Source organism: Pyrinomonas sp. (assembly GCF_040289685.1).
In the GTDB taxonomy this organism is placed as follows: Bacteria; Acidobacteriota; Blastocatellia; order Pyrinomonadales; family Pyrinomonadaceae; genus Pyrinomonas.
The window spans coordinates 1-13,515 of record NZ_PSLQ01000080.1; the positions used below are offsets into that span (position 1 = coordinate 1).

The following is a 13,515-nucleotide window of genomic DNA, read 5'->3' on the forward strand; positions in this document are numbered from 1 at the left end:
GCTGTCACACTCTTGACACAAACGGTGATTTTACACCACTTGACGGGACTTGACCGAAGTTTATTCAACAAACGACGTCGCGTCGAGGTCAAACCATGGAAAGGGTCGTTTTTCTCGATCGGGGCACGATCAAAGTGGCGATCCGCGCGCCGCGCATTCCGCATGAATGGATCGAGTACGAAGCGACTTCGCCGGACCAGATCGTCGAACGGTTGCGCGGGGCGACCGTCGCGATCACCAACAAAGTGCCGATCCGCGAAGAGACGCTGGCGGCGGTCTCGACTTTGAAGTTGATCGTCGTTGCGGCGACCGGGGTGGACAACGTCGATCTCGACGCTTGTCGGCGGCGTGGCATCTGGGTCTGCAATGCGCGTGGGTATGCGCGCCGAGCCGTGGCCGAGCATGCGTTGATGCTCATGCTTGCGCTGCGGCGCAAGCTCTTGTCTTACCATGAAGACGTGCGCCATGGAAGGTGGTCAAGTGGACCCCATTTCTGTTTGCTCGATCATCCGATTGAGGATTTACACGGCGCCACGCTCGGCATCATCGGTTACGGAGCCATCGGACGCGAAGTCGAACGATTGGCTTCGGCTTTCGGCATGAGGATCCTTCGCGCCGAGCGACGAGGAGCGGCTGCGGTCCGTGAAGGACGAACGCCTTTCGGCGAAGTTTTAAGCGCAAGCGATATCCTGACGTTGCACGTCCCGCTCGTTGAACAGACGCGCGCGCTCATCGGGTGGGCTGAGATCGAAGCGATGCCGTCGCACGCGATCTTGATCAACTGCGCGCGCGGCGGCGTGGTTGACGAAGCGGCGCTCGCCGAGGCACTGCGCGCCGGACGATTGGCTGGTGCCGGCATCGATGTGCTGAGCGAAGAACCACCGCACCCGACACATCCGCTGCTCGCGCCGGACGTGCCGAACTTGATCGTCACGCCGCATAACTCATGGGCCAGTCGCGGCGCGATGCGCGAACTCGCCGAGCAGATCGTGGGGAACATCGAAAGTTTCGCGCGCGGCGAGCAACGCAACCGCATCGTTTGATGACCAGTGAGGCTTCAGGAAGATGAGGCGGCTTCGGCCTCTTCGGTCGTGTCGGGCGTGTAGTGGCGCAATATTTCACGCCCAAAGCGCGAACGCGGGTCGATGGTGCGCAGGTGCTTGCGCCCCTTCATCTCCCAGATGGCCGTCACTTGCCCGTCCTTCTCAACTGCGTGATAGGTTATCTCTTCCGTTTCCGCTGGCGTCTCGTTCTCCTGCGCGCTCGTCGGCGCAGAGGGCATCTCCTGTTCTTGCATCTTTCGCTCTCTGTCGGTTTTGATTTTCACGTTTAAGGGTGTGTGCGCTGGCTAGCGCGAAGGATTGTCTCATAACTCGGTTTGCGCTGTCCAGCGGGCGCTCTCTGCTGCTTGCAGAGCTTGAGGCGGATCGCTCGGCGAGGTCATCGGGTCGCCGTCCGCGCAATCTGCAGGCAACGTCGCGCGCAATCCGCAGGCGTAACGCTCAACGCAGCGCGAGCGCCATCTCCACGGCGCGACGCGGCACGATGACGCCCCACCCTTGGCGATCGACTTCGACGGTCGGCACGCGCTCGGCTGTATCGATCAGGATCCTTTTGACTTGTTGTGGCGTCAGCGCCGGATTGGCTTCAAGCATGCAGGCGACGAGCGATGAGACGATGGGCGCGGCAAAGGATGTGCCGTCCACGTACTTGTAATGTTCGTTGATGACGTTCCCTTCGCGCAGCTTGATCGTGATCAGTTGCCGGAGCAGATAAGCGGGGAGCGTGCGCGCTTCGAAGAGTTCTTTATCCACCTCAGCGTTACGCTCGATGATCGCGCGCAGTTCCTCATCTGACGCTTGATCGAGCGTCGCGTATAGTTCCGCTTCGGCTGCCGTCGGCGTATGCGGCAAGATCGGCGCGGCCACCCAAATGCCGGGCGCGATCACTTCCGGTTTTTGCAAACCGTCAATCGTCGGACCGTAGGATGAACGGTACATTCCGCGTCGCGCGCGATCGGTCGAATTCTGATCGTCCAGCCCGCCGACGGCGATGCACGAAGGGGCGCTCGCGGGCGGATAGACCGGGTGATTCGGTTGCATTCCAGCATTGCCGACGGCGCAGACGACAACGAGTCCGGCGCGTACGGCGCGCTCGACCGTTTTAGAGAGCGCGTTATGCAGATATGAAGCTTCGCGATCTCCGCCTGCCGAGATGTTCACAACGCGGATGCCGTAGCGGTCGCGATTTGCGATCACCCACTCCAAACCGCGCCGGATGTTTCGCTCCGGGATGCGTCCTGCATCGCTTATCTTGACCAGCACCAGTTCCGCTTCCGGTGCCAGCCCGCGGTAAAGTCCCTGCGAAAGGGCGCCGTTGCCGCAAGCGACCACCGAAGTCATCATGCCGTGCCAGCTTGCGACATCGGGCGTCCCCAGCGACGAAGCATCGTCCCGCACGATGCTGTGATAGGCGATGATGCGGTTGCGCGGTGTGGTGAGATCAGGGTGGGCGTAAAAACCCGAATCCAGAAAAGCGATCACCACGCCGCGCCCGGCGAATCTTTGATCGGCATCGAGTCGCAAGTAGGTCGGAAGGATGAGACCGTTCTGTTCTTCGACGACCGTATGCGCTCGGAACTGTCGTTCGGCGCGTTCGAATATTTCGGCGCACCGCGAGCACAGGCGAGGAACGAACGCGCCGAGGTTGGCGACGATCAATCGTTGCACCGGCTCCGGCAGGGCGGTCACTTCGACTTCGGCGTCGGCGCTCGGCCTTTCGCAAGCCGGGCAGGCTTGCCTCTGCGTCTGTCTCTCATAGTGCGAGTGAAATCCCCGATCCGCAAAGGTGGCTTGGTCCGTCACGGTTTTCGCGGCGTTCCTTTCGCGGCGGCTATGATGCACGAACTGCACGCGCCAGCGCAAGAAGCGCTTTGGTCGGCGCGCGCCCGAGCTGACTGACGGCGAAACGGCGGCGCAACGCTGAGGCTCGGAGCTAAGTTCGGTCGGCCAAAAAGCTCCAAGAGACGGCTCACCGTCGCGTCGTCAAAGCGTTCGCGCCTTCGGTCGCGCTCATCGCTTCGTCATGGTCGCCGTCGGGTTGAGCTTCGAGCGACGAACGTGTAACTTAATCTTGCACGAGGAGAGCCATGAGCACCAATCAACCGACCATTGCCGACATCTTCCGGCGCGCCCAAGCATTGCGCCGCGAGAACCCACAACTATCATACAAAGATTTAAGAGCGCGTTTACTTGACGAATACCGCGGCGCGCCCTTTCCGCCGCCCGACAAGCTCGCCATCCCGGAACAGGACGCGCGCGCGCCCGAAGAGGACTGGTCTGCCGGGCTACCGATCGCCCTGCGCGGCATACAGCGGCAGGATTGGGGCGAGATCATCGATGGCGTCTTGATGAGCCTCGAACAGACCGAGCGCTACGAACGCGAACGTGGACCGCTCGGCAGCGCCGACAGGTGGCACGATCGAAGCAAAGGCATTCGCCGCGCACTCGAACAAGGGTTGAGCAAGTGGATGCCGGCGGATCTGCTCGCTGCCGCAGAACGCGCCGGACGACGGGATCGGTGACCGCACAAGCCAGCGGACGCGAATCTAAGGCTGTCTTCGACGGTCGCAAACAGGGATTTTCAGCGGACGTGAAAGAATGATGAGCTTTTTGGAGAGGTTCTTCGAAGATCCGTACTACCAGCGCGAAGAGCCGCGCCGCCCTGAAGAACTCGATGATCCTGATCTGATCATCAGCCCGGATACACGGCGTGAGAACCGTTTGCCGCCCGGACAGACGCGCACGCGCAAATGGCCCGTGCTCGACGCGCACGGAACGCCGCGCATCGACTTGGCCAGTTGGACTTTGGAAGTCGGCGGGTTGGTGGCGCGCCCTTTGCGTTGGACGCTCGCGGAGTTCATGGGTTTGCCGTCGGTGCGCGTCTACGCCGATTTCCACTGCGTCACGCGCTGGTCCAGACTCGGCAACATCTGGACCGGCGTGGCAACGCGCGAGATCGCGCAGCGCGTCGGGATCAAACCGGAAGCGCGTTTCGTGCTCGTCGAAGGTTACGATCACGGCTGGACCACCAATCTCCCGCTCGATTACTTCTTGGCGGAGGACTCATTGTTCGCATGGGCGCACGATGGACGTCCGATCCCGCCCGAACATGGTGGGCCGGTGCGATTGATCGTCCCGCAGCTCTACGCTTGGAAATCGGCCAAGTGGGTCAAGCGCGTGACCTTTCTCGAACGCGATCAGGCGGGGTTCTGGGAAGAAGGCGGTTATCACATGCGCGGCAATCCGTGGGTCGGTCCTGACGGCGAACGCTTCCGCTGGCAGGATGGCGGTTGATCTTCGCCGCAACAGGGAGCAAACGCGGCTAACGCAACGGTCTTCCACATGTGGCAGCAGGTCATCCTTTTGCCGAACTGGTTGGAGCGACTGCTCGCCGAGATGCGCGAACGGTTGCTCGCCTCCGTTCCCGGCTTGCTCACCGGGCTGATCATCCTGCTCATCTTCTTCGTCGTCGCGCGCGTGGCGCGCAATCTCATCCAGTCGCTGGTGCCGCGCATGCATGCGGATGTCAACGTCGTGCTTCTGCTATCGCGCGTCTGTTACTACGGTATCCTCACGCTCGGCCTCTTCACCGCGCTCCCCAAGATGGGCCTTGATGTCACCGCGCTGATCACCGGTTTGGGATTGACGGGCTTCGCGCTGGGATTTGCGCTCAAAGATGTCTTGTCGAATCTGATGTCCGGCATCATGTTGCTCATTTACCGTCCTTTTCAAATCGGCGACCAAATCACCATGGGGACCTATGAAGGGACGATCGAAACCATACGCATGCGCGACACCTTGTTGCGTGGCTACGATGGACGGCTAATCATCATCCCGAACTCGAAGTTGATCACTGAAGTCGTCATCAACAACCGGAGCGCGCGGCTCGTACGCGAAGCGGTCGAGGTCGAACTGGAACCTGCAAGCAACGTGGAGACAGCGCGTAGCCTGCTCATGCAGACGCTGGCGCAGACGCCGGTCCTAGCTGGGCGCGTGGAGCCGCAAATCGAAGCGCGCACTGGCCTCCGAGCCGTTCATCTCGAAGCGCATTTCTGGCGCGATCCGCAACGAATCAATGCCGTCAACGTCGAGAAGGAGATCGGACGCAGCATTCGTCAACGCTTTGCCGAAGCGGGATTCAAAGTCAACGCGATTAGCTTGCGGCGCTCCGTTGAGCAACCCGCCCCAAGTGAATCGGAAGCTCCGGAGCGTGCTCCCGAAATGGAACCGGAACGCACAAATTAGAGACAACGCGCGGGCGAGTTGACTGGTGTCCGTCCGTCGTCAGTGGGCAAAGACGCTTCGCCCTCAAGAGGAGAACGGAAGCGGATGGATCCGTCGTGTTCGCGCTTCGGGATGCGACGAGCGTTCGGTCCGCGACGGAGCTTTAGGAGCGTACCTTGCCGATTCCAGCGTTGGACCTCTTCAACTCACCGTTCAGCCAGCGGATTCTAAGATGCCCCGCGGCGACAGCGAGCGACTTCGCGTTTGGACCGCTTCAACTCACCGTTCATCCAGTGGATCTAAGATGCCCCGCGGCGACAGCGAGCGACTTCGCGTGTAGCCTCGGTCCTGCTGCTCATCCGGTCGGTTTACGATGCCGTTTTTCCCGTGCGACCGCTTTCGGCGCGCGGCGATTGTCCGGTCCCGTTGCGCTTCCGATTTTCGCGGCGCTTTGCGCGCCAGATCGAGCCTCTGCCTTTGCCGAAGCTTCTTGCCCATCCGGTCGGGGCAGTTCGGTGACGATCACTTCGAGCACGCGCATGGCTCCGCCTTCCGGAAGTTCGAAGGCGATTTCGAGTTCGCCGCTTTCGCTTGTGACCACGTCGGAGATGTTCTCGCTGATGCGTTCCGGTGCGCATTCGCCGCGCGTGAAAGATCGCGGGACGTGAGGATCGCCGAAAGCCCATTGCGCGCGATTAGTCGGAACGTTGACCTTAGCGTAGAGCACGTAGCTCCGGCCCGGTCCAACTCGAATGCGTTGCCACAATTTCGCTCCAGCGCGACCAGCGAACCCTTGACCGCCGAGCGCGGCCACTCCCTCGACCGGTCCAGAGATGGACCAGTCTTCGGCCAGCGCGCCGGTATCGCCCAGCCGGTGAAACAATCCGTTACGCGCGAAGTTATGGCCCGTGAAGACGCCGAGTTCTTCGGCGCGACGATGCTCGTACGCGCAGGCGCGCACCGGGCCGCGAGACGAACGAACGCGGATGCCGCGCGTGCCTTCCCGCCGGTCGCGAATGAAGAGTTGGCCGCAGATGATTTGAGCGAAGATGCCGGGCGCGATTTCGCCGCGCTGGTCCACCACCGTATTGCCATCGGCGTCAAATCGTCGCAGCGCCTCTGGGTCATCGGTCTGCGCCCAATTGGCATCCGCGATGTGCACTGGCTCCAGACGCGGATCGGCGAAGTAGAGCGCTGCGCCGCCGATCCTGTACTCGTAATAAAGATGACGGAAATAGAGGCGCGGGTCGATCGCCGTGCGACGCATCACCTCGTTCATGTTTCGACCGCGCGGTCCCGGCGCAATCTGACGGCCTGAAAGAAGCGCTTCGTGAAGCTGCAATGCGCTGGCCGGTTTGTCATCGACCTCCCAGTAGCAATCAAACGTCGGATCCTGATAGATCCAGCCGCCGAGTTCCGGAATCCAAACTTCGACGCCGACGTGCGTATCGCGTCCGAAGTTGCCATTGCGCACGAGCAAGCTCATGCCGACCGTGCGTGCCGTCAGCCCCGCCGCTTCGCACGCCGCCGCGTAGATATCAGCAAGGTTGGCGCAGAGCACCGGCGCACCAGCGGTCATTTGAAGATAAGCCTCGCGTGCGCGGCGCGTCTGCAATCCGGGCAGGGCAACGCGCGTGGCGCGACTTGCAAGCCAAGAACGGATGGCGTTGGCTTTGTCCCACGCCGAGGCTTGCGCGCGGAAAACGCCGCGCATCTCTTCGCGAAAGAAAGCGGCGTCCTCGGCTGCAAGGGCGACGCGCGGCGGCAAGCGCACGACCCGCCGCGGTGCGCCCGTGATCTGATCTCCGCGGCGATGGATCACGAGCTGAGTCAAAGGTTGCGCGCCTCGTCGCGGGTCGGAGACGGTAACCACCGTCTCGCCTTCCGGTAGTTCGACGCAGTAGTCGCTGAAAGGAACGAGCGCACGCTCTGTTTGTATCGCGAACCAAGCGAAAGCCGCACCGTAAACGACAGCCAGTGCGAGCGCTAGGACGAAGAAAGCGCGGAACCAAAGCGACCGCTTTGATCTCGATCGGTCGCGCAGCGAAAAGGAACGCATACCGCCTCAAAACAGCACCGATGATTCGCTCCGGAGCGGAAGCGACGAGCCTCGGCGAACTTCGGAAAACAATCCTCCCATCGGGCGATAGCTCCGAACACGCAAAATTTCGGTCTCGCCGTTCGAAAGATTGTTTCGTGCAGTTAAAGACGTTCGTGCCTGAAACATGGTTTAAAAATCTTTTCGGTTCGTCGCCGACACAGCGATCATGTTTTGCTTGACCCCGATGAAAAGCCGTCTTGAAAGGCCATACTAAAACGGGAAAGCGCCTTGAGAGGCGTGTGCGACTCCCTCGGTTGATTTCGCTTGCGACGCATTCTCACGATGCTAACCCGGCTAGCGCTTCTTCACGCCGCCTGATCTTGGCGCGTCTCGATGCCGAAGGAGGGAAAAACCTTGCGCTTTTCGGCGTCAGGCCCGATGTCGGAGGCAAAATATGCTTGCAGCAAACGCGCCGAGACGTGTAAAGTAGGCTCGCTCTCCCGTCATTTCGAGCGAGATTTTACTTGGAGCGCGCGATATGTCGAGCGAAACCGTTGGGATCACACAGGCCGAGTACCCGGACATCGTGGGCACAAAGCCCGAACAGCCGCGAGCCGCAACCTTTCGCCCCTTTGTTGCTCCCGAAGTCGTCATCCCGGAATTGACTCCGCTGCCGCTCATTGTTGGCACGATCTTGGGCATGATCTTCGGCGCTTCGTCGCTCTATCTGGTGCTAAAGGTCGGGTTGACAGTGAGCGCGTCGATTCCGGTTGCGGTCATCTCGATTACGCTCTTCGGCATACTGGCGAAGTTGGGCTTGCGCAAAGCGACCATTCTCGAAAACAACATCGTACAGACGGCAGGCTCCGCTGGCGAATCGATCGCGTTCGGCGTCGGCGTGACTATGCCTGCGATCCTCATCCTCGGGTTCGATCTGGAGTTAATGCGCGTCATGTTGGTCGCAGTGCTTGGCGGCCTGCTTGGCATCTTGATGATGATCCCGCTTCGCCGCGCCCTCATCGTGCAACAGCACGGCATCTTGAAGTACCCGGAAGGGACAGCGTGCGCCGAAGTGCTCAAAGCCGGAGCAGCTGACACGGTGCCCAACAGAGAAGGCGAGCGCGCGGCCAATCGTATTGGCGCGGCGACGATCTTCACCGGTTTCGGCATTGGTCTCGGTTACAAGACTTTGATGGCGGCCTTCAAGGGATGGAAAGATACGCCTGAGAAGGTCTTCGGCGCTCCGTTCAAAGGTGGCTCCATCGGAGCTGAAATCTCACCGGAGCTTCTCGGCGTCGGCTACATCATCGGCCCGCGCATTGCGTCGATCATGCTCGCCGGTGGCGCGCTCGCTTACTTAGTGTTGATTCCCGCGATCAAACTCTTCGGCGAAGCTGCTGCCGGTCCGATTCCGCCGGGCACTGTGCCGATCAGCGAAATGGGGCCTAATGAGATTCGCGGCGCCTACATCCTCTACATCGGAGCGGGGGCCGTGGCCGCTGGCGGCATCATCAGTTTGGTCCGGTCGTTGCCGACCATCTGGCACGGTTTGCGCGCAGGGTTGAGCGATCTTCGCGGGAGTCAACCGGCGGGCGATTCCGTGCCGCGTACCGACCAAGATCTCTCGATGAAATTCGTCCTCGGTGGCATTATCCTTTTGATTATGGCCATCATGCTGGCGCGCCCGTTGCACATGAACCTGCTCGGCGCGATCTTGATCATCGCCTTCGGGTTTCTCTTCGTCACCGTGTCATCGCGTTTGACGGGCGAGATCGGATCTTCTTCCAATCCAATCTCCGGCATGACGGTCGCGACGTTGCTGCTCACCTGTTTGATCTTTCTGCTCATCGGCTGGACCGGTCCCGAATACTACGTCACAGCCCTTTCAGTCGGCGCCATCGTTTGCATCGCTGCCTCCAACGGCGGGACCACCTCGCAGGATTTGAAGACGGGATTTTTGGTTGGCGCAACGCCGAAGTATCAGCAGATCGCCATCTTGATCGGCGCGCTCGCTTCGGCCTTGATTCTCGGTCCCATCTTGTTGCGACTCAACGACAACGGAACGGTCTATGTGCCGCGCGTGACGTTCGAGCCGGTGGCCAACAGCGCCGCGCCGCTTTCGACCGAGACGTTGGCAACGCTTCCGCTCTACGCCGATTCGATGAACGCGCCGCCTGTGCCGGACGAATACCGTCTCTTGTCAGTTAAGCCGAACGCGGCGGAGGGCGGTTTGACGCCGGGCGAGTATTTGGTGGACCGGTCGGGGCGCATTCGTTACAAAGTGCAACAGAACTTTCCGTCCGAGCTGCGCGCCAACGTCGCCGAACTGCGCGAGCGCGAACGCCTGACGGGAGCGCAGGCGCGCACCGACGGCAACGAGTACTTCGTCTGGCACAAACTCGATGCGACGCGTGGCCCAGCAGGCAAATACTTGGTCGATGCTCAAGGCGTTCCCGTTTACTACGTTGATCCAGGGATCAACGGGACACACAAAGTGCGCCCCGACGGCACGCCCGTAACCAAGTTCGATGCACCTAAAGCGACGTTGATGTCCTACATCATCAAGGGCGTGCTGGACCGGCAACTGCCTTGGGGCTTGGTGTTGCTCGGCGTGATGATCGCCGTCGTGTTGGAGCTGGCGGGCGTGCCGTCGCTCGCTTTCGCCGTCGGCGTCTATCTGCCCATTTCCACTTCGATGCCGATCTTCATCGGCGGCGCCATACGCTGGTTGGTGGATCGCGCGATGCGGCGACGCGAAGAGTTCAAGAGGCTGAACGACGAAGAGTTCGCGGCTGAAGCCGACCGCAGCCCGGGCGTGTTGCTCGCTTCCGGTTACATCGCCGGCGGGGCTGTCGCCGGAATCGTCATCGCTTTCATGGCCGGCCTGCTGGAGCAGCAGACCAAAGCGATCACGAACTGGGCCAAGGCGCACAACCCCTTCTTCGAGGGGGCTTACGCGGATTTGCTCGCGTTGATCCCGTTCGCGTTGCTCGTGCTCTTTCTCTATGTGGTCGGGCGCGGTTGGTTGCTCGCCGGGCGCCGCCCTGACGCTGCCGGATGAGTCGCGTCGCGGCGGACTTTAGAGGAGCCGGCGCTAGGCGCTTGTTCGCCATGTTTTACCGGATTCCTTCGCGGCGCGTCATCGTCGGCTTTGGAAGCTTGCGACCAAGAGAGATTCAACCGAAACGTGTCGGAGAAGCGCTCATGCTCGATCTCGGCTCAATGGGAAAAAGCGGCGCCCGCGCCTTGATGCTGGCGATGATGCTCTGTTTGTTGCCGTCCGCTTGCGCTGCCGAGCGGCAGCAAGCTTCCAGCAAGAGCGATAGGTCGCCGACCGAGGTCGTGCGCGAGTTCTATCGTGCTTTGCGCGAGCGCCGCTTTCGAGATGCTTTCGCGTTATCGATCTATCGTCCCGCTGTGGAAGGATTGAGCGAAGAGGAGTTTAGAGACCTACAGCCGGATTTCGAGCGCATCGCGGCCGCCGTGCCCGAACGCTTCGAGATCGCTGGCGAGCAGATGAGCGCAGACGCGGCTACTGTCTTCATCCGTCTCAAAGACGATCCGAACGCTGCGCCCGAGCCGGTCGCCTTGGTGCGCGATAAAGGCGGTTGGCTCGTCGGCGATCGGCAGAGCCAGCTTCTGGTCCAGCAGCGCGGCAAGGCTTTCTTCTTTCAAGCACGCATCGATGCTCATCACGACGAAGTGCAAAAACTGTTGCAGCGCATCGCCGCCGCTCAACTCGTTTATAGCGCGCAACACGATGGGCGGTTTGCCGACCTTTCGACGCTGATCCGCGCTGGACTCGTGCCCAAAGACTTGGAGACTGCGGATTCAACCGGCTACCGATTTCAAATCGTCGTCTCGAACGACGGTCGGAGCTATGCAGTGCGCGCCGAGCCAGCGCGTTACGGACGCACCGGGCGACTCTCTTTCTACATGGACCGAAACGGCATCAAGAGCAAAGACGTCGGCGGAAAACCGCTGATGGAGAAGTAGCTCACCGCGCGGAAGTCAGCGTCGAGCTTGCTCGGGCTGACGACCGACTTTGCGCTCTCCCCCGATCGAAGAAGCGAACCGCGATTGAAGATCCGATGTCGGAACTTTTGCGTTCGATCGCCATGCGGTTGCGCGAGTTGATCAGCGATCGGCGTCGCGCGCCGCGCTATCGCGTGCGTTTGCCGCTGAGCGTGACGCTCATCGACGCGCCGCCAGTTGCCCCGGGGAGTCGCAAAAAGCTGTCGCTCGACGGCCACACGCGCGATGTGAGCGCGACGGGACTAGCGATCATCGTCCCAGCCATACGCCTCGGCGACCGCTACCTGACGGGCGAGGATCGCCAATTGCGGATCTCGCTCGAACTTCCGACCGGTCCAGTTGAGATCTTCGCTTTTCCAGTGCGTTACGAACAACTCGCCGCAGAAGAGGCCGACGATATAGGCTTTCTCATCGGCGTGCAGATCGCGGAGATGAGCCAAGAAGACCGCGGGCGGTTCGAGCGTTTCATCGCCCTGCTGAGTCGCCACCGTTAGCGCGAAAGGGTTCGACCACCGCAGACGCACCCTGCTCTTGCCGAGAGCGACTTCCCAAAACGCCTAATCGGCCTTTTCGACGCGGACCTGGCTCGTTTCAACTTTTCGCCTGTTTCTCCCCAAGCGTCGCGCGCAGATCATCTACCACGTCTTCAGGCTTCCACTCATTGCCGTGATATATCTTGACGATCTTGCCTTCGGGCGAGATGAGCGCCGTGCACAAGTTGTGAATGATCTGGTTCCCTTCGGCGAAATAGTCGAGTCCGAAAAAGGTCGCTACGCGATGCACTTCGTCGGGTGAGCCGGTGAGAAATTCCCACTGTCGGAAATCCTTCACCCCAGCGCGTTCCATCGCGTAAGCGCGCATGACCGGTGGCGTGTCGTGTTCGGGATCGACCGTGATGCTGAGCAGTTTGACGCGCCGCGCCAGTTCTGCGTCGGCTTGCAAGCGTTGGTTAATGGCGGCGAAATTGGAGGTCATCAACGGGCAATAATCAGGCAGCGGACAGCGCGTGTAAATGAAAGTTAAAACAACCGCCCGCCCGCGAAGATCGGCGAAGTTTATGCGTTTGCCGTCTTGATTCGTGAGCATGAAGGGCGGGACTTCCACACCAGGTTGCAATGACGCCCGCGATGGCGTCTGGGCCGGTGCGCCTTCTTGGCGAACGACGAGCGGATTCTCCAACCACGACCGATCGCCATCGACGACGAGCGTTGCGTGTATACGATCGCCCGGCGACAGCACGTCAAAAGCCCAGTCCGCGTAGAGCGTGAACGGCATGATCATGGCATCCATGAAACCGGGAATCGGATCGTGCGAGACGACGACCTGTTTGTGAGCGCGGTCAACTGAAACCACCGTGCCCGTCAAATCGTAACGCCGAGCGTTGGCCGATGATTGCGGTGGTCCGCTCGTTTGCCGACAACTGAGCATCAAGGCAGAGAGCAAAAGGGTGATCGCAACGAATGAAAACGATCTTTTCAGCATGGGAATGAATTTTTGACCTCGACATAATTAGAAAAACATAGGTCCGAGAGAAAAAGCAAGCGGTCGTTTTCGCTTACAGCATGCCGTGAACCGAGGCGCGCAATGAGCGCACCCTGTAAAGCCTACCCTAGCGTTTCACTCTCTGATGCGTGGTTCAACAGCCAGCGCACAAAGTCATAGCTCAGCTCGGCTTGTTCTTTGTAGCGAAAACCTGGTAGCTCTGTGCAACGTAGTTACGACAAGCTCGTTGCGCACAAGCTGCAAGTGCTCTCTGTCAACTACCCCACGGCGCGCAGCCGGGGGCTTGCCCTCGCCCAGCAAGCCGGACAGGGCTTCGGGGCCGGTTGACGGCGGCCCACCGTCCCGAAAGACGGTATAGCGGTTGCGGATATTCCGCGCAGCGTTGATGTCCGCATGCTCCTGGAACCCGCAGTGAGGGCAGGTGAAACGATGTCTAGCGCGCTTGCCGCGCAGGCCGCAACGAGAGCAGTTCTGGCTGGTATAGCGGGGATCGGTCGTGTCCACGATCATACCGGCCTCTTCCGCCTTGTTCCTGGCGCACCGCCGAATCAGCCCCCTTTGCCATTGGGAGAGCCTGCGGCGAAGCGCCTTGCCCCTGATCTGGCCCTTCTTCGGCTGCCCTATGTGCAGGTTTTCGAAGACCAGCACGGA

General features: G+C 60.7%; 13 protein-coding genes. 8 read left to right on the forward strand and 5 right to left on the reverse strand.

The features are described from left to right. The first annotated feature begins 95 nt into the window (after positions 1-95). Positions 96-1,043 carry a D-2-hydroxyacid dehydrogenase gene (locus tag C4334_RS13305; protein WP_352432579.1) on the forward strand — a complete coding sequence of 316 codons (948 nt, stop codon included), beginning with the start codon at positions 96-98 and terminating at the stop codon, positions 1,041-1,043. A 14-nt stretch (positions 1,044-1,057) separates the two neighbouring features. Here C4334_RS13305 and C4334_RS13310 read toward each other — a convergent pair whose 3' ends face one another. Then, positions 1,058-1,297, reverse strand: coding sequence for a hypothetical protein (locus tag C4334_RS13310; protein WP_352432580.1), 240 nt, complete (start codon positions 1,295-1,297; stop codon positions 1,058-1,060). Positions 1,298-1,502: 205 nt separating this feature from the next. Further along, positions 1,503-2,864 carry a S8 family serine peptidase gene (locus tag C4334_RS13315; RefSeq protein WP_352432581.1) on the reverse strand — a complete coding sequence of 454 codons (1,362 nt, stop codon included), beginning with the start codon at positions 2,862-2,864 and terminating at the stop codon, positions 1,503-1,505. A gap of 284 nt (positions 2,865-3,148) precedes the next feature. Here C4334_RS13315 and C4334_RS13320 point away from each other — a divergent pair, with 284 nt between their 5' ends. The 3 genes from C4334_RS13320 to C4334_RS13330 all read left to right on the forward strand — a co-directional run bounded on the left by C4334_RS13320 (position 3,149) and on the right by C4334_RS13330 (position 5,306). After that, positions 3,149-3,583, forward strand: a complete 435-nt coding sequence (locus tag C4334_RS13320; protein ID WP_352432582.1) for a hypothetical protein — start codon at positions 3,149-3,151, stop codon at positions 3,581-3,583. A 76-nt stretch (positions 3,584-3,659) separates the two neighbouring features. Then, entirely contained in the window at positions 3,660-4,355 is a 696-nt protein-coding gene (locus C4334_RS13325; RefSeq protein ID WP_352432583.1) for a sulfite oxidase-like oxidoreductase, read from the forward strand. A gap of 48 nt (positions 4,356-4,403) precedes the next feature. Then, positions 4,404-5,306: a mechanosensitive ion channel family protein gene (locus C4334_RS13330; RefSeq protein ID WP_352432584.1), complete on the forward strand. Its 903-nt coding sequence runs from the start codon at positions 4,404-4,406 to the stop codon at positions 5,304-5,306. A 334-nt stretch (positions 5,307-5,640) separates the two neighbouring features. Here the strand turns inward: C4334_RS13330 and C4334_RS13335 are convergent, their stop codons facing one another. Further along, on the reverse strand, positions 5,641-7,344 hold the full coding sequence (locus C4334_RS13335; protein ID WP_352432585.1) for a transglutaminase-like domain-containing protein: 1,704 nt from the start codon (positions 7,342-7,344) through the stop codon (positions 5,641-5,643). Between the two features lie 520 nt (positions 7,345-7,864). On the opposite strand from C4334_RS13335, the gene C4334_RS13340 reads away from it, so the two are divergent. The 3 genes from C4334_RS13340 (at position 7,865) to C4334_RS13350 (ending at position 11,855) form a co-directional block, all read left to right on the forward strand. After that, positions 7,865-10,387 (forward strand): OPT family oligopeptide transporter, encoded by a 2,523-nt coding sequence (locus C4334_RS13340; protein WP_352432586.1) that lies wholly within the window; start codon positions 7,865-7,867, stop codon positions 10,385-10,387. 50 nt (positions 10,388-10,437) lie between these two features. Further along, positions 10,438-11,322: a hypothetical protein gene (locus tag C4334_RS13345; protein ID WP_352432587.1), complete on the forward strand. Its 885-nt coding sequence runs from the start codon at positions 10,438-10,440 to the stop codon at positions 11,320-11,322. 95 nt (positions 11,323-11,417) lie between these two features. After that, on the forward strand, positions 11,418-11,855 hold the full coding sequence (locus C4334_RS13350) for a PilZ domain-containing protein (protein ID WP_352432588.1): 438 nt from the start codon (positions 11,418-11,420) through the stop codon (positions 11,853-11,855). A gap of 97 nt (positions 11,856-11,952) precedes the next feature. Here C4334_RS13350 and C4334_RS13355 read toward each other — a convergent pair whose 3' ends face one another. Both C4334_RS13355 and C4334_RS13360 read right to left on the reverse strand, forming a co-directional pair. After that, positions 11,953-12,843, reverse strand: a complete 891-nt coding sequence (locus C4334_RS13355) for an SCO family protein (protein WP_352432589.1) — start codon at positions 12,841-12,843, stop codon at positions 11,953-11,955. Between the two features lie 174 nt (positions 12,844-13,017). Further along, positions 13,018-13,374: a zinc ribbon domain-containing protein gene (locus C4334_RS13360; protein ID WP_352432590.1), complete on the reverse strand. Its 357-nt coding sequence runs from the start codon at positions 13,372-13,374 to the stop codon at positions 13,018-13,020. Here C4334_RS13360 and C4334_RS13365 point away from each other — a divergent pair. Beyond that, the coding region (locus C4334_RS13365) for a hypothetical protein (protein ID WP_352432591.1) at positions 13,294-13,515 on the forward strand (222 nt) is incomplete at its 3' end. The two genes, C4334_RS13360 and C4334_RS13365, sit on opposite strands and share 81 nt — an antisense overlap.

Excerpts from the sequence above, each read along its gene's own strand:
- C4334_RS13305 (WP_352432579.1), top strand. The coding sequence starts at position 96 with ATGGAAAGGGTCGTTTTTCTCGATCGGGGCACGATCAAAGTGGCGATC.
- C4334_RS13310 (WP_352432580.1), bottom strand. The coding sequence starts at position 1,297 with ATGCAAGAACAGGAGATGCCCTCTGCGCCGACGAGCGCGCAGGAGAAC.
- C4334_RS13320 (WP_352432582.1), top strand. The coding sequence starts at position 3,149 with ATGAGCACCAATCAACCGACCATTGCCGACATCTTCCGGCGCGCCCAA.
- C4334_RS13325 (WP_352432583.1), top strand. The coding sequence starts at position 3,660 with ATGATGAGCTTTTTGGAGAGGTTCTTCGAAGATCCGTACTACCAGCGC.
- C4334_RS13330 (WP_352432584.1), top strand. The coding sequence starts at position 4,404 with ATGTGGCAGCAGGTCATCCTTTTGCCGAACTGGTTGGAGCGACTGCTC.
- C4334_RS13335 (WP_352432585.1), bottom strand. The coding sequence starts at position 7,344 with ATGCGTTCCTTTTCGCTGCGCGACCGATCGAGATCAAAGCGGTCGCTT.
- C4334_RS13340 (WP_352432586.1), top strand. The coding sequence starts at position 7,865 with ATGTCGAGCGAAACCGTTGGGATCACACAGGCCGAGTACCCGGACATC.
- C4334_RS13345 (WP_352432587.1), top strand. The coding sequence starts at position 10,438 with ATGTTTTACCGGATTCCTTCGCGGCGCGTCATCGTCGGCTTTGGAAGC.
- C4334_RS13350 (WP_352432588.1), top strand. The coding sequence starts at position 11,418 with ATGTCGGAACTTTTGCGTTCGATCGCCATGCGGTTGCGCGAGTTGATC.
- C4334_RS13355 (WP_352432589.1), bottom strand. The coding sequence starts at position 12,843 with ATGCTGAAAAGATCGTTTTCATTCGTTGCGATCACCCTTTTGCTCTCT.
- C4334_RS13360 (WP_352432590.1), bottom strand. The coding sequence starts at position 13,374 with ATGATCGTGGACACGACCGATCCCCGCTATACCAGCCAGAACTGCTCT.